Raw genomic sequence first — 15,448 nt, forward strand, 5'->3', positions numbered from 1 at the left:
CGGGCGACGGGCCGACCGACCGGCCCGCCGAGGTCAGGAGGCCAGCAGCGCGCGCATGCGATCGATCTCGACAGCCTGTTCGGTGGCGACGGCGTTGGCGAACTCGGACAGCGTGAGATCGGCGCCGACCTTGAGCAGGTTGACGGCCATCTCGACGGCGCCCTGGTGGTGGGCGCTCATCATCTCCACGAAGAGCCGGTCGAACGCGGGCCCCCGGGCGTCGGCGAGCCGGCGCATGGCCTCGGGCGACTGCATCCCCTTCATGCTGCCGTGGTCGTGCCCGGTCACCTCCTCGGCCAGGCCCCGGGCCTGGAGCCAGCCGCGCATCATGCCGATCTCCGGACCCTGCCCGGCCCGGATGCGGGCGGCGAGGGAGAGCACGTCGGGGTCGGCGGCGCGCTCCGGCGCGAGTTCCGCCATCTCCAGGGCCTGCGCGTGGTGCGGAATCATCATCCGGACGAACCAGGCGTCCATCGAGTTGTGCGGACGGGGCGCGGCGGCGGCGGCGAGGTCCGTGGCGGTGCGGGTGGAGGCGGTCTCACCCGGCCGGCCCGGCACGATCACCGCTGGTCCGGTGGGCCCGGTCGGGGTCGGTGTCGCGGCGACGACGGGCGACGCGGCCGGGCGGCGTTCCGTACCGCCGGAGCCGAGCAGGAGGGCCACCACCACGCCGGTGACCAGGAGCACGGATGTGACGGCAGCCAGGGTCCGTACGCGCCGGACGGTCATGGGCCACTCCAAGCGGTAGAGGTCATGGCGATCGTATCCATTGATGAACCGCTCATTATGTGATCCAGCTCACATCGACGTCCGTCACCGGCCGGTAAGGTGACGTCCATCGTCACCCCCTTGCGAAGGGCGCCGCCGATGCTCAGTTCCCCCACGCCGCGGTCCCGACGGCTCACCACCGTGAGCCTCGCCGCGATCGGCCTCCTCCTCGTCACCGCCGTCGCCGCCCCACCGGGCAGCGCCGCCGAGGCGACCCCGTCGGCGCCGGTCGGCGCCGCGAACACCATCCCGGGCGTCGACGAGATCGTGAGCAGCCCCAACCTCAAGCAGGTCGCCAACCTGCCGAAGGTCGCTCCGCTCGACGCCACCAACAGCGACCTCGCCTTCCAGGGCAGGTACGCGTTCGCCGGCAACTACAACGGCTTCGTCGTCTACGACATCTCGAAGCCCGCCGCGCCCACGGTCGTCTCCCGGGTGTTCTGCCCGGGCTCGCAGAACGACATCTCGGTCCGCGGGAACCTGCTCTTCCTCTCCACCGACTCGCCGCGCAGCGACGACTCCTGCAACAGCACGCAGGTGCCGACGAGCGAGACGAAGTGGGAGGGCATCAGGATCTTCGACATCAGCGACAAGGCCAACCCGCGCTACGTCAAGAGCGTGCAGACCGCCTGCGGCTCGCACACCCACACCCTCGTCCCGGCGAAGGACCGCGCGTCGGTCTACCTGTACGTCTCGTCGTACGGGCCGTCGGACACGTACGTGGGCTGCCCGCCGCCGCACGACTCGATCTCCATCGTGAAGGTGCCGCTGCGGACGCCCACCGACGCGGCCGTGGTGGCCACGCCGAACCTGTTCCCGGACGGCGGCTACGAGGGCATCCCGCGGGTGAAGTCGGCGACGAGCGGCTGCCACGACATCACCGCGTACCCGGACAAGGACCTGGCCGCCGGCGCCTGCATGGGTGACGGCATCCTGATGGACATCTCCGACCGGGAGTCCCCCCGGGTCATCAACCGGGTCCGGGACACGGAGAACTTCGCGTTCTGGCACTCGGCCACCTTCAACAACGCCGGCACCAAGGTCGTCTTCACCGACGAGCTCGGTGGTGGCGGCGCCGCCACCTGCACCGAGGCTGTCGGCCCCAACCGGGGCGCCAACGCCATCTACGACATCACCGGCAGCGGCGACGCCCGCGCGCTGGTCTTCCGCAGCTACTACAAGATCCCCCGCTACAACGCCGACACCGAGAACTGCGTGGCGCACAACGGCTCGCTGGTCCCGGTGCTCGGACGCGACATCATGGTCCAGGCGTGGTACCAGGGCGGCGTGTCGGTGTTCGACTTCACCGACTCGGCCACCCCCAAGGAGATCGCGTTCTGGGAGCGCGGCCCGCTCTCGCTCGACCGGCCGGTCGGCGGAGGCACCTGGTCCGCCTACTACTACAACGGCTACATCTACTCCAACGACATGGTGAAGGGCTTCGACGTCCTCAAGCTCAACGACTGGCGCACCTGGACGGCGAACCTCGTCCGCTACCGGGAGCTGAACGTGCAGACCCAGCCCAGCTACCTGAGCTGGTAGGCGCGGCCGACCCCACCGACGGGCCCGGTTCCCCTGGGGGAACCGGGCCCGTCCGCGTCGAACAACGGGACCAGCCGGTCGGTGTCGAGGTAGGTGGCGATACCGGTGACGAGGGACTCGTGCACGTCGAGGAGGACCAGCCCGAACGGACGGTGCGTCCCGTCCGGACCCGGCCGGGTCTGCCAGAACGCCGGCGACCCGTTGGCGGCCACCGGCACCAGACGTGCCCCCCGGCAGGACGCCCCCGGATCGGCCAGTGCCGCCCCGATCCGGTCGCGGCCCCGGATCCACCAGCGGAAGGGCGGCATCGACATCGTCGCGTCCTCGTGCAGCAGGGCCACCAAGGTGGCGACGTCATGGCGTTCGAACGCCGCGCAGTAGCGCGCCAGCAGATCGCGCTGGCCAGGGTCGGTCGGGCGCCACGGCTCTCCGGACGGCACCTCCACCGTCCCGAGGGTGGTCCGGGCCCGCTGCAGTGCGCTGGCCACCGCGGGGACGCTGGTGTCCAGGAGGTCCGCCACCTCCCCGGTGGTCCAGCACAGCACGTCCCGCAGGATCAGCACCGCGCGCTGCCGGGGCGGCAGGTGCTGGAGCGCGGCGACGAACGCCAGGCGGACCGTCTCCCGTCGTACGGCCTGCTCCGCCGGGTCGACGGCGGCGGGAAGCACCAGCGACTCGGGCACCGGCTGCACGAAGACTCCCTCCGCCGCCGGCTCGCCGGGGCCCGGACCGGCGACCGCCGGTGCACCTAGATCCATCGGCAGGGCCCGTCGGCGGGCCCCCCGGAGGAGGTCCAGGCAGACGTTCGTCGCGATCCGGTAGAGCCACGTACGCAGCGACGCCCGGCTCGCGTCGTAGCGGTCGTACGACCGCCACGCCCGCAGCAGCGTCTCCTGCACCGCGTCCTCGGCCTCGAAGCCGGAACCCAGCATGCGGTAGCAGTAGCCGGTCAACTCGATCCGGAACGGCTCCAGCCGGGAGACCGCCTCGTCCGTCGGCGCCACACTCACCGCTCGACCATACGCACCCCGCCGACGACCGATGGGTTTCCGGCGCCCGGCTCGTATCCCCTCCGGGGGCGCGGAGACGCCGCGCCCCGCCGACTGGAGGAGACCACATGACGGAGGACGTACGGGCGGCGGTGGCGGCCGAGCGTCGCGAACAGGCGGACCTGCTCGCCGGCCTGGAACCGTGGCAGTGGGACGCGCCCACGTTGTGCGACGGCTGGCGGGTGCGGGAGATGGTCGCCCACACCACCATGCCGTTCCGCACCTCACTCGCGCGGATGGTGCTCGACCTGGCGAAGGCCCGCGGTGACGTCAACCGGATGGCCGACCGCGCGGCACGCCGCGACGCGGCCGCGCTGCCGGCCGAACGGCTGGTCGCCGGGCTGCGGGACAACGCCACGCATCCGTGGTCACCTCCGGGGGGCGGTCCGCACGGCGCCCTCGCGCACGACGTGATCCACGGGCTCGACATCACGGTGGGTGTCGGGCTGGACCGGCGGGTGCCTCCGGACCGGGTCGCCATGGTCCTGGCCGGGATGCGCCCGAGGAACGTCGCGTTCTTCGGCACCGACCTGACCGGTGTCGAGCTGCGGGCGACGGACCTGGACTGGTCGTACGGCACGGGCGACCCGGTCCGGGGACGGGCGGAGGACCTGTTGCTGGTCCTGTGTGGCCGCCGGCTGCCGCCGGGCCGGTTGGAGGGACCGGCGGCCGGACGCTTCTCCGGCTGACCGGCGCCGAAAGCGGCACGGTCAGCCGGCGGGGATCCGGTCGAGCTGGTCGGTGATCGCCCGACGGCTGAGGGCCGGACGGCCACCCGGGTGCCCGACGGTCGCGCCGGCGGCGGCGACGGCGTACCGGGCCACGCGCTCGTGCGGCTCGCGCCGTAACAGGCCGAGGGTGAGCGCGGCGACGAAGGGGTCCCCCGCGCCGGTGCTGTCCACGGTGGGTGTCTCGCTCAGCGGCACGAACAGCTCGCCGTCCGGCCAGGCGAACGCGTTGCCGACGCCGGCCACCTCGACGGCGACCACCGAGGGGCCGCGCCGCCGCAGCGTGCGGGCGGCGGCGAGACCGTCGTCGGCGTCGCGCGGCGCGTCGCCGGTGAGCAGCCCGGCCTCCTGCGCGTCGGCGCGCAGCACGTCGGCGACGGCGAGCAGTTCGTCGGCACCGGGATCGTCACCCGGTGCGCCGTCGAGCACCACCAGCCGGCCGGCCTCCCGGGCGGCCCGGGCCGCGGTCAGGGCGGCCGGCACCGGCTGCTGGAGCTGGATCAGCACGGCGCGGGCGGCGCGCAGCGCGTCGTCGCTGCGGGCCACGTCGTCGACGGAGAGGAGGGTCGCGCCGGGCAGGTCCTCCAGGTAGCGTCAGTGGCCCTCGGCGTCGACCACGTCGACGATCAACCCGGTCGGCGTCCCGGGCCGGCGCACCACCGGGTCCACGTCGATCCCGTCCGCTCGCGCCTGCGCCAGCAGCCGGTCGGCCACCTCGTCGTCGCCCACCACGCCGAGCAGGCCGACCGTGGCGCCGAGCTGGGCCAGCCCGACCGCCTGGTTGGCACCCTTGCCACCCAGCATCTCCCGGCGGCGCCGCACCGGCGCGCTCCCGCCGGCGTCGGGCACCTCGTCGACCAGCAGGACGAGGTCCCGCGCCACCTGACCGACCACCATCACATCCCGTTGCACCATGATCCGGTCTTACCCCGGCCGCCGTCCGGCACGCGTGGACGCGGCGCTCGTCGAGACCTTGTGGACGGGACGGCCACCCCCTAAGCTTTGCATCACAAAGTACGTTGCCGTCGCAGAGTGGAGACGTCGATGAAGCGCGACCGCACCACCGAGGCCGAACAGACGCTCGCCCAACTCGACCGGCTCCGCGACCGCAGCGCCCGCCGCGCCCACGGGGGTGCCTGGCTCCCGGCCGCCGGCATCGCCGTGCTGCTGCTGGCCAGTTCGGCGCTCTACGAGGCGCCCTTCAGCCAGATCTATTCGATAGAGGGCGAGCACCCCTACTGGGCGGGGCTCCCCGACCAGCAGCGATCCCCCGTCGCGTCGTACCTGTTCTGGTTCCTGGCCGTGCCGGTGCTCCTCGCCGGCACGGCGTGGTGGTACCGGCAGCGGTCACGGCGGCTCGGTGTGCGGGTCCCGTGGCGGCCCTTCGCCGGCACCGGCCTGGGCGTGCTGGTTCTGCTGGCGGTCATCGCCGCCGTGCCGACCACCCCGCCGCCGGACACCCTCGTCCTGCTGTCGGGTCCCTTCTGGCCGGGTCTGCTGACGCCGCTGCTGGCACCGGCCGCGATGGCCGTCGCGCTCGGGTGGGTGGAACGCAGCTGGGGCCTGGTGCTCGCCGGCGCCTGGATCGTCGCGCTGGCCGCCTGGCTGTGCACCACCTTCCCGCTGGGCTCCGTGCCGGGCTGGATGATCGGCGGCTCCGGTGCTGGCCAGCTCGCGTGGCGTCCGGGCCACTATCTTGTCCTGATGGCCCTGCCGCTGCTCGTCGTCGCCACTGTCCGTCTCGTGTCGGCCCGCCGGTCCCGGGCATGAGCGATGCGCCGGTCCCGCACCCCGCGACGGCACTGGACGACGTCGTGCACCAGCGGGTCCGGCTGGGGATCCTCACCGTGCTGAGCGAGACCCCCGAGTGCCGTTTCGCCACGCTACGCGACGAGTTGGGTCTCACCGACGGCAACCTCAACCGGCACCTGAAGATCCTCGAGGACGCCGGGCTGCTCCAGGTGACCAAGGGCTACGAGGGCCGTCGACCGTGCACCTGGCTCAAGCTCACCCGACCGGGCCGCGCGGCGCTGCGCGCCGAGGTGGCTGCCCTTGAGCAACTGGTCGCCCGCATCCGAGCCGCCAACCCCCCTCCCCCCAACCCCACCCCCTGACCCCCCACCCCCCACACGCCCGACCCGCGCCCTCTTTCACGGAAAGAGTGGCCATCCGGCGCGGAATGGCCACTCTTTCCGTGAAACTGCCGGGTGCAGCGGCGGCCCGGCGGCCCGGCGGCTCAGCCCGCTAGGGGGGCGTTGGTTCGGCGGGGTTTGACCAGCCGGCGGACCAACGGTGCGGCGTTCCACGTCGCCGCGCCGACCAGGTCTCGGGCATGTTCCAGCACCGTGTAGTCCGGTCGCGTGCGGCCGGCGGCGAGCGCCCGGTCCAGGTCGTTGCCGCAGCGGGTGAGCACGCTGTCGAAGTCGCGGCGCACCGGTTCGAGCAGGTCGTACCCGAACGAGCGGTGCAGCCGGGCGAACAGCGGCTTGTAGAGCCGGGCCCGCTCGTGCAGCCCGGAGGAGTACGACATCGGGCTCTTCGGCCGGCGGCGGACGTAGTCGGGCAGCACGTCGGCGAACGCCCGGCGGACGATCCACTTCTCCTGGCCGGACCGCATCTTCAGCCCGACCGGAAGCCGCATCGCCAGCTCGACCACGCTGAGGTCGAGGAACGGCACCCGGGTCTCCACCCCGTACGCCATGCTGGTGCGGTCGACCCGCTGCAACTCCGTACGACAGAGGTTGCGGATCCGGTGGAGGAAGAGCCGGCGGGACGCCTCGGGGCCGACCTGGTGGTACATGGGGTAGCCGCCGAACAGCTCGTCCGATCCGTCCCCGGTGAGCGCCACCTTCACGCCCAGCTCGTGGAGGCGCCGGAAGAGCGGCACCGAGACCACGGCGTTGATGATGTCGCCGTACTCGGTCAGCTCGGAGATCCGGATCGCCTCCCGGATGTCGGCCCGCCGGATGTCGCGCGGGCGCAGCTCGACCACCTCGTGCGGCACGCGCAGGTCGCGCGCCAGCCGCCGGGCGTACGCGACGTCGGGGCTGTCCGGCCCACCGACGGTGACCGCCACGCAGTCCGGGTGCATCTCCTTGACGTGCAGCAGGGCCAGCGCACTGTCCAGCCCGCCGGACAGGATCACCCCGACGGTCAGGTCGGTGTCCACCCGCATGCGGATGCTGTCGGTGAGGGCGGCACGGACGAGCAGGGCGGCCTCGTCCGGGTCGTCCACCACCGGCAGCCCCGCACCGAGGGTGAGCAGGTCGACGTACGGGCGCAGCCGCACCGGCCCGTCCACCTCGGCCCAGCCGTGGTGGCCGGGCGGCACCTCGGCGACCGGCACGCCGTACCCGACCAGCGCCTTGACCTCGCTGGCCAGGTGCAGGGCACCGGGGGTACGGGACCAGTACAGCGGCTTGACGCCGAGCGGATCGCGCACCAGGTACGCCCGGCCGGTGGCCCGCTCGACGATCGCGAAGGCGTACTCGCCACGCAGGCGGGTGACCATGTCCTCGCCCCACCGCAGGTACGCGGCCAGCACCACCTCGGTGTCGCTGGCGCTGCGGAACCGGTGCCCGAGCCGGGTCAGCTCCACCCGCAGCTCGTGGTGGTTGAAGACCTCGCCGTTGTAGCAGAGCAGCCAGCGCTCGTCGTCGGAGACCCACGGCTGCATCGCGCGGTCGCGGTCCACCACCCGCAACCGGCGTACGCCGGTCAGCAGGCCGGTCTCGTACCGGGTCTCGGTGACCTCGCCACGGGTGGTCAGGGTGGCGAGCATCCGACGGAAGACCACCGGGTCGGCCTCGGGTCCCAGGCTCACCGCGATGCCGCACATGTGCTCAGACCCCCATCTCGGCTTCGTACGCGGCGCGCAGCCGCTTGCGCGCGGCCGGGGCGAGACAGAGGTGCCAGGCCTGCCCTTCGTCGACGACGTTGATCTCCCCGGCCCGCTGGCGGGCGAGCAGCAGCTCGGCGAGGGTCTCCCGCGCACCGAACCGGGTGAACCAGGTCATCTCCACGTCGACGGCCCAGCCGAGGCAGTGCCCGCTGGGCACCATCGCCGCGTACCCCAGCCGGCGCAGCCGGTGCTGGTGCTCGGCGGAGCGGACGAGGCTGGTCACCCACAGCGGCGGGGTGCCGGGCCCGGTGGCGGCGGCGAACTCCCGGCCGATGTCGTTGAGCAGCGCCACGATCTCCCGGCGGGTCCGGCGGAACATCAGCCCGGCGGTGCGCGGGGTGGCGTCCGGGCGCAGTCGGCGGCCCACCGCCCGCAGTCCGCGTCCCAGGACGGTGGCGGGCTGCTCGGTGTAGCGGAAGCGGAGCAGGTCCCGCCGGCGCAGCCACTCCAGGTCGACCAGGTCGGTGCTGGCGTTAACCTGCTCGTCGGTGCGGTACGTGGCGGTGTCCCGCCACCACATCACGTCGATCCGGGAGAGCAGGTAGATCCGGACGAGGGCCGTCAGGTCGGCCGCGGAGCTGCGCTCGTTGGGCTGGTAGCGGGCCATCTCCAGCAGCAGCGTCTCCCGCGCCCCGACGAGCCCCTGTGCCGTGGCGTCCAGGACGGCGGCGATCGCCGGTTCACGGAGCCGGTCGTCCACCAGCGCCTGCCGTGCGGCGGTGCTGGCCGCCCCGGCCAGGGCACCGACCTCGACCAGCAGGTCGGCGACGGCGGCCCGGTACGCGTCGAGGTCCGGCGGCGGGGCCGGAGTACGGCGGGGCAGGGCGGAGGGGGCCCGGCGCCGGGCCGGCGCCGCCGGGGAGACGGCAGGACCGGGCGGCTGTCCCGGGCTTCGACTGGGCACTCGCATGGTCGGGTCCTCTCTCCCGTCACGACGTCACGGTGGTGCATCGCCCTGAGAACACCGTAAACACGCGAGCCGGGAGAAGTGCGAACAATCCTCCTATCTCCCCCGAAGGCTGCCACGGGCGGCACCCGGGCCACGACCGGACAGCGCACTCAGGCGCTGCACCTCCGCGTACGACAGCGGATCGGCGGTACCCGGTTGGGCCGGGCGGGCGTCGTTAGCGGCCTCGTCGAGGGCGGCCAGGGCGGCGCCCAGCGCGGCCCGGTAGAGCAGCGAGCCGGTGCTCACCCGCGCCACGCCGAGATCCCGCAGGTCCGCGAGGGTGGGTCCGCCGGGCCGGTGGAGCACGTTCACCGGCACGCCGACCGCGTCGACGACGGCGGTGACCGCCGCCGCGTCCGGCGCGCCGGGCACGAAGATCCCGTCCGCTCCGGCGTCGGCGTAGGCCCGCACCCGGCGCAGCGCCTCCGGCAACGAGTCGGGAACGGCGAGCCACCACGCGTCGGTGCGCGCGTTGACGAAGAGCCCCGGTACCGCCGCCCGGACCGCGGCCACCTTCGCCGCGGTCAGCTCCGGCGGGGCGAGCCCACCGCCGGGGTGGCCGTCCTCGATGTTGACGCCGACCACGCCCCGATCGGCCAGTTCGGCGACCAGGTCCGCGACGGCCGCCGGGTCGTCGGAGCAGCCGCCCTCCACGTCGACGGTCAGCAGCACCGGCAGCGGGCGCAGCAGCCGGGCCAGGCGGAGGTTCTCCACGCGCAGGACGCCGGCCGCGTCGGGCAGGCCGGCGGCAGCGGCGACGCCGAGACTCGTCGTACCGACCGCCGGGTGGCCGCGGGCGGCGAACGCGGCGGCGCTCGCGTGGTCCCAGGCGTTCGGCAGCAGCAGCGGCCGGTCGCCGTGGTGCAGTGCGTGGAAGGCGGCGTAGCGGTGGGTCATCGGACCTCCTCCATGGCGGCAACGGTCTCCGCCTCGCCGCCCGCCCCCGCTGCCCGGACGGTGAGGTCGATGCGGCGCGGAACCCGCAGCAGTGGGTGCGGTTCGTGGTCCCCCGGGTCGTGGACCAGCCGGCAGCGGCGCCGCAGCACCGACACCACCCCGGCGGCCAGCGCCGACGCGAGACGCTCCCCCGGGCAGCCCCGCGGCCCGGCGCCGAAGGTGAGGACGCCGTCGGGCCGTCCGGGTCGCCGGCGGTCGGGGTCGGCGAAGACCACGGGGTCCCGGTTCGCGGCGTCGAAACGCAGCAGCACCGGATCACCGACGGCGAGGTCGCTGCCGGCGACACGCGTCGCGGCCGTGACCACCCGGCGGGTGCCCCGCACCGGCGGATCGAGCCGAAGGACCTCGGCGACCAGGTCCGCGGTCGACACCACGAGTGGCAGCGCGAGGCCGTGCCGGACCGCGGACCCGATCAGGCCGGCGGTGGCGTCGCAGGCCTGCACCAGCAGGCCGAGCCGGTTCGCCCGCGCCTCCGGCGACCCGGCCGGAACCATCGACGACAACACCTCCACGGCCCGGTCCGCCGCCACGATGCGGGTGCGATCGGCCCCCGGGTGCCACGCCGCGGCGACCGCGGCCACCGCCGGGACGGCGGCGTCGGGATCGGCCAGGCCGAGGCGGGCCGCCAGCACCCGCAGGGGTACGCGTCGCGCCAGCGCGCCTGTCACGTCCAGCCGGCCACCGGCCCGGTCCAGGACGGCGGAGGTCTCCCGCGCCGCCTCGTGGCGGAGTTCGTCGGGGTCGAGCGGGGCGAGTGCCGCGACACCGAGCGCCCGCCGGGCCGGGTGCCGGTCGGCGTCGCTGAACCGGCTGGCCAGTCCCCGCAGTCCGGCCAGCGTTCCGGGCGGGCCGTCGCCGGCGACCGGCACCCGGCAGGCCGGGTCGAGCAGGACGGCGCGGACGTCGGCGTGGCGGGTCACCGTCCAGCCGGTGTCGGGCGCGAACGTGGGCGGACCGCACGGTGGCGTGCCGGGTGCGGGTGGAACGAGGGGCTCGACGGTCACCGCCCGACGGTAGGACCGGGACCGTTCGGCGCCCACCGAATCGTCGGCCGCGTACCGTCCCGACCCGGTCGCACGCCGGCGGGTGGCGCGGTCAGGCGCGTCCGCCGCCGTTGTCGGCCGACGGGGGTGGAGCGAGGTCGACGGGGTCGACGCCCAGGGCCGCGGCCAGTGCCGGCCCGCCGGCCGGGGTCAGGCGCACCGCCCGGCCGGTCCCCGGAGCGAGCCAGCCGAGCTCGAACAGGCGGCGGCACAGGGCCGCGCCGAGCGTTCCGGCCAGGTGCGGGCGGCGCTCGGTCCAGTCCAGACAGTCGCGCACCAGCGGACGGCGACCATTGTGCGGCAGGTCGACCGGCACGGCGAGCGCGGTGAGCCAGTGCCGGCCGGCCGGGGTCAGCGCCAGACCGGCGGTGTCGTCGAGGAGCCGCCGGGCGAGCATCGCGTCGCGGACCAGCACCCCGAGCCGCCCGGCCAGGTGGTCGTAGCAGGTGCGGGCGTACGCGAGGGCGGCGTCGGCCCGCGCGGCGCGCCACGAGCCGACCGGCGTACGCGGCGGTGGCGCGTGCCCGGCCAGGTCCTCGATGAGCTGCGCCACCGACGGGCCGGCGAGCCGCAGGTAGCGGTGCCGCCCCTGGCGCTCCTCGGCGAGCAGCCCGCCCCGGACCAGGTGCCCGAGGTGCTCGCTCGCGGTGGACGGGGCGACCCCGGCCAGCCGGGCCAGTTCCCCGGCGGTCCACGCCCGGCCGTCGAGCAGTGCCAGACACATCCGGGCCCGGGTGTCGTCGGCGAGCAGCGCGGCGAGCCGGGCCAGCTCCGGCCCACCGCCGACGACGGAACTCATCCGCCCATCCTGGCACGCCCGTCGGTCCGCCCCGCACACCATATCGCCGACGGTCTTTACATCGTTGTATCCAACGTTGTAGAAACGGACACAGTGCTCGTCCACCACCGTCCCCCACCCGAGGCAGGTCAGATGAGACACCTCCGCCGCGGCGGCGCACTCGCCGCCGTGCTCGGGCTGCTGTTGGCCGGCACGGCGTCCGCGCCGGCCACCGCCGCCCCCGACCCCCGTTACCGCAACCCGATCTCCGCCGACTTCTCCGACACCTTCGCCGACCCCGTGATCGTGCGCGGCGAGGACGGCTTCTGGTACGCGTACGGCACCACCGACCCGCTGCGTGAGGGTGAGGGCGTGTTCCACCGCGTCCCCACGGCCCGGTCGAGCGACCTGGTCGACTGGACGTACGTCGGGGACGCCTTCGGCGCCGACCAGCGCCCCTCCTACGCGGCGCCCGGCGCCGGCTTCTGGGCCCCGGACGTGCGCCGGATCGGCGACCGGTGGGTCATGTACGTGACCGTCACCGACACCACCGTCTCCCCGGAGGGTGGCGACTTCGCGATCGGCGCGGCCACCGCCCCCTCCCCCACCGGGCCGTGGACGTTCTCCGACGAGCCGGTCGTCGCGCCGCGTCCCGGCGGAGGCGGCGGGTGGCTGTGGACCATCGACCCGACCCAGTTCACCGACGTCGACGGCACCCACTACCTGTACTACGGCAGCTACTACGGCGGCATCTCGGTGACCGCCCTGTCCCCGGACGGGCTGCGCGCGGTCGGCGAGCCCACCCCGGTGGCCATCGACAACAAGTTCGAGGGCAGCTACGTGCTGCGCCGCGACGGCTGGTACTACCTCTTCGCCTCGACCGCGAACTGCTGCGCCGGGCCGGCCACCGGCTACTCCGTCCACGTCGGCCGGTCCCGCAGCCCGAAGGGCCCGTTCGTCGACCGCGACGGGATCCCGCTGACCGCGTCGCGGGCCGGCGGCACCCCGGTGCTCACCCAGAACGGCAACCGCTGGATCGGGGTGGGCCACAACGGCTTCCTCACCGACCTGTCCGGCCAGGACTGGATCGTCTACCACGGCATCGACCGCGCCGACCCGTACCTGGACGAGCCGTTCGGCATCAACGAGCGGCCGATGCTGCTGGACCGGCTCGACTGGATCGACGGCTGGCCCACCGTCAACGCCGGGGCCGGCCCGTCCGACGGCACCCGCCGCGCCCCGGTGACCACCGGACGCGTCGACGAGCGCTTCACCAGCGGCCTCGACCGGTGGCGGGACGCCGGCGACTGGCGGGTCGTCGACGGACGACTCGTCGGCACCGGCACGCTGCAGGCGCGTACCGCCCTCGGTGGTGACGTGCGGGCGGAGGTCGACCTGCGGCCGGCCACCGCGACCCGCGCCGGTCTCACCCTCGGTGGGCGGGTCGAGGTCGCCGTGGACGTGGCCGCCAGGCGCCTGGTCGCTCGGGACGGCGCGCGCACCGCGTCCGCACCGCTGCCCGCCGGCTACGACCCGGCCGATCCGGTCAACCTGGCCGTCGAGGTGCGCGGCCGGACCCTCACCGCGGAACTCAGCCCGGCCCGCCTCGGTGACCAGCTGGCCGTGGTGTCGCTGCGGCTGGACCGGCCGGTGGCCGGCCGGCTGGCGCTGACCGCGGCCGGCGGCGACGCCGAGTTCGACAACGTCAGCCTCGCACGGCTCCACCAGCCGGTCCGGCGAGCGGTCCCCCAGCCGCGCGTGGGCGCGCCGCTGCCGGCGTACTCCGACGAGTTCACCGACGGTCTCGACGCCGACTGGGCGTGGGTCCGCGAGGACCCGGCGGCCACCGTGTCCGGCGGGTCGCTCAACTGGCCGGTGCAGGGCGCCGACCTGACCGGCACCGGCAACACCGCCGGGGTGCTGCTGCGCGACGCCCCGGCCGGTGACTACGTGGTCGAGACGAAGGTGACCCTCGACCTCGGCGAGGAGACCGTGCGCAACTACCAGCAGGCCGGTCTGGTGGCGTACGTGGACGACGACCGGTTCGCCCGGCTCGCCCAGGTGGCGATCTGGAACACCCGCCAGGTCGAGTACGGCTACGAACTGCCCTTCGCCGGGCGGCCGGTGTACGGCGGCAACATCGTCGGCACCCCGGCGACCACCACGTGGCTGCGGCTGGCGCACCGCGTCGACCCGGCCACCGGCGAGCACGAGTTCCGGGCCGGCTCCAGCCGGGACGGCCGGAACTGGACGTGGGGCGGGGTGTGGACCTTCCCGGCCGACACCACGCCCCGGATCGGCCTGGTCGCCCACGGCGGCGCCGAACCGCCGGTGACGGCGCAGTTCGACTACCTCCGCTTCTACCGATAGAAGGAAGGGCCCCCGGTTAACGCCTGGCGTTGTACCGGGGGCCCTTCTTAACGCGTCAGAGCTTCTCGTAGCAGGGGCCGTCCAGGGTGTACGCCTGGGCGGTGGGACCGGTGAACAGCTCGCGGACCTGGCTGACCCCGGTCGGGGACGCCTGGTCGGGCTTGTAGATGGCGGTCACGCGGACGGCGCCGTCGTTCGGGCCGGCCGCGTAGTTGCCGGCGCCGGAGGGCAGCATGCCCTCGTAGTCCACGTTGGTCAGCGACTTCACCGCCTTCACCAGGCCCGCCCGGGTCAGGTCACCGTCCGCGACCGCCTTGGCCAGGGCAGCCTTCAGCGGGTACGACCAGACCCAGCCGGAGGTGTAGCCGTCGTTCGGGGTGACCCCGGGCAGGGCCTCCCGCAGCGCCCGGTGCCCCGGGGTGTCCGTGGTCCAGGTGTTCCAGGGTGCGGTCTGCTCGTACTTCGCCAGCAGCGCCGGTGCGGCCGGACTCTGCAGCAGCGCCGGGTTCCAGGTGGGACTGGTGCCGATGAACCGTCCGGCGAAGCCGCGTGCGGCGGCCTGCCCGACGATGGTGGCCGCGTCGGCCGGACCCATGGTGAGCACCACCAGGTCCGGCTTGCCGGCGAGGATGGCCTGGATCGCACCGGCCTGCTTGTCCGCGCCGGAGTCGGTCTTGACGTCGGTGAAGGTCATGCCGAGCGTCTGCGCGGCCAGCTTGACCCCGGCCGCGGCGTCGTCGCCGTAGTCGCCGGCCAGGTGCACGGCCATCACCGACTTCGGGGAGTACGCCTCGCGGGCGTAGTCCAGCGCGTTCATCGACTCGATGCAGTAGTTGGCACCGGACTCGACGATCACGTCCTCGAACGCGTAGCCGGAGGTCCAGGCGGCCGGCGCGGCGATGACGTTGCTGGCCTTCATGTCGGCCAGGATCGCACCGGTCGTCGGTGAGCCGAGGCTCTGGGCGAGCGCCAGCACGTTCGGCTTGATCTCCTGGTAGACCTGGTTGTGGGTCTGCGGGTTGTACTTGTTGTCCCGCACGTAGCGGGTCACGTCCACCTCGTAGTCACCGATGCCGCCGGCCGTGTTGACCCGCTTCCAGAACGCCTTCTGCGCGTCGGTGATCGGCACCGCGAGAGCTCGGAACGGGCCCTCGGTGAGGTCGGAGATGATGCCGAGGTAGATGCACCCCTTGTTCTTGTCGACCGCCTCGGGGCAGGGCTCGGAGGTCACGCCCACGTCGGTCTTGAGTCCGGAGGCGTCGGTGGTGGTGTCACCGCCCCGGCAGGCGGTGAGGGTGCCGGCCAGCAGGACCACGGCTGCGGAGACGGCGAGCCGTGACGTCGGTCTTCCCATCGCTTCCTC

The 15,448-nt window shown here is 73.9% G+C and carries 13 protein-coding genes and 1 pseudogene; 5 read left to right on the plus strand and 9 right to left on the minus strand.

Going from position 1 to position 15,448, the window contains the following annotated elements; genetic code table 11:
• Positions 1–33: 33 nt before the first annotated feature.
• A complete protein-coding gene (locus tag ACTMSW_RS29680) occupies positions 34–729 on the minus strand; it encodes a DUF305 domain-containing protein (RefSeq protein ID WP_441184063.1) in 696 nt (231 codons plus the stop codon).
• 138 nt (positions 730–867) lie between these two features.
• Between ACTMSW_RS29680 and ACTMSW_RS29685 the strand changes: the two genes are divergently transcribed.
• Positions 868–2,310, plus strand: a complete 1,443-nt coding sequence (locus tag ACTMSW_RS29685; protein ID WP_441184064.1) for an LVIVD repeat-containing protein — start codon at positions 868–870, stop codon at positions 2,308–2,310.
• Here the strand turns inward: ACTMSW_RS29685 and ACTMSW_RS29690 are convergent.
• Positions 2,295–3,320 carry a sigma-70 family RNA polymerase sigma factor gene (locus ACTMSW_RS29690; protein ID WP_441184065.1) on the minus strand — a complete coding sequence of 342 codons (1,026 nt, stop codon included), beginning with the start codon at positions 3,318–3,320 and terminating at the stop codon, positions 2,295–2,297. The genes ACTMSW_RS29685 and ACTMSW_RS29690 overlap by 16 nt on opposite strands.
• A 107-nt stretch (positions 3,321–3,427) precedes the next feature.
• Between ACTMSW_RS29690 and ACTMSW_RS29695 the strand changes: the two genes are divergently transcribed.
• Positions 3,428–4,048, plus strand: coding sequence for a maleylpyruvate isomerase family mycothiol-dependent enzyme (locus ACTMSW_RS29695; RefSeq protein WP_441184066.1), 621 nt, complete (start codon positions 3,428–3,430; stop codon positions 4,046–4,048).
• A gap of 21 nt (positions 4,049–4,069) precedes the next feature.
• On the opposite strand, the pseudogene ACTMSW_RS29700 reads toward ACTMSW_RS29695, so the two are convergent.
• A pseudogene (locus ACTMSW_RS29700) lies at positions 4,070–5,002 on the minus strand (PfkB family carbohydrate kinase).
• Positions 5,003–5,131: 129 nt separating this feature from the next.
• Here ACTMSW_RS29700 and ACTMSW_RS29705 point away from each other — a divergent pair.
• Positions 5,132–5,857: a hypothetical protein gene (locus ACTMSW_RS29705; RefSeq protein ID WP_441184067.1), complete on the plus strand. Its 726-nt coding sequence runs from the start codon at positions 5,132–5,134 to the stop codon at positions 5,855–5,857.
• A complete protein-coding gene (locus tag ACTMSW_RS29710; protein ID WP_441184069.1) occupies positions 5,854–6,201 on the plus strand; it encodes a winged helix-turn-helix domain-containing protein in 348 nt (115 codons plus the stop codon). The genes ACTMSW_RS29705 and ACTMSW_RS29710 overlap by 4 nt, the downstream gene beginning before the upstream one ends.
• 122 nt (positions 6,202–6,323) lie before the next feature.
• On the opposite strand, the gene ACTMSW_RS29715 is transcribed toward ACTMSW_RS29710, so the two are convergent.
• The 5 genes from ACTMSW_RS29715 to ACTMSW_RS29735 form a co-directional block, all read right to left on the minus strand.
• Positions 6,324–7,925, minus strand: a complete 1,602-nt coding sequence (locus ACTMSW_RS29715) for an asparagine synthetase B family protein (protein ID WP_441184070.1) — start codon at positions 7,923–7,925, stop codon at positions 6,324–6,326.
• A 4-nt stretch (positions 7,926–7,929) separates the two neighbouring features.
• A complete protein-coding gene (locus ACTMSW_RS29720; protein ID WP_441184071.1) occupies positions 7,930–8,898 on the minus strand; it encodes a DUF5715 family protein in 969 nt (322 codons plus the stop codon).
• 93 nt (positions 8,899–8,991) lie between these two features.
• A complete protein-coding gene (locus tag ACTMSW_RS29725; protein WP_441184072.1) occupies positions 8,992–9,834 on the minus strand; it encodes an isocitrate lyase/PEP mutase family protein in 843 nt (280 codons plus the stop codon).
• Positions 9,831–10,898, minus strand: a complete 1,068-nt coding sequence (locus ACTMSW_RS29730; protein WP_441184073.1) for a cytochrome P450 — start codon at positions 10,896–10,898, stop codon at positions 9,831–9,833. The genes ACTMSW_RS29725 and ACTMSW_RS29730 overlap by 4 nt, the downstream gene beginning before the upstream one ends.
• 91 nt (positions 10,899–10,989) lie before the next feature.
• Complete coding sequence (locus tag ACTMSW_RS29735) at positions 10,990–11,736, minus strand: ArsR/SmtB family transcription factor (RefSeq protein WP_441184074.1); 747 nt, start codon at positions 11,734–11,736, stop codon at positions 10,990–10,992.
• Between the two features lie 132 nt (positions 11,737–11,868).
• Between ACTMSW_RS29735 and ACTMSW_RS29740 the strand changes: the two genes are divergently transcribed.
• Positions 11,869–14,085 (plus strand): family 43 glycosylhydrolase, encoded by a 2,217-nt coding sequence (locus tag ACTMSW_RS29740; RefSeq protein ID WP_441184075.1) that lies wholly within the window; start codon positions 11,869–11,871, stop codon positions 14,083–14,085.
• Positions 14,086–14,140: 55 nt separating this feature from the next.
• Here ACTMSW_RS29740 and ACTMSW_RS29745 read toward each other — a convergent pair whose 3' ends face one another.
• Positions 14,141–15,439, minus strand: a complete 1,299-nt coding sequence (locus ACTMSW_RS29745; protein WP_441184076.1) for an ABC transporter substrate-binding protein — start codon at positions 15,437–15,439, stop codon at positions 14,141–14,143.
• Between the last annotated feature and the right edge of the window lie 9 nt (positions 15,440–15,448).

Origin of the sequence: Micromonospora sp. BQ11 (genome assembly GCF_052068135.1) — a bacterium.
Classification (GTDB): domain Bacteria; phylum Actinomycetota; class Actinomycetes; order Mycobacteriales; family Micromonosporaceae; genus Micromonospora.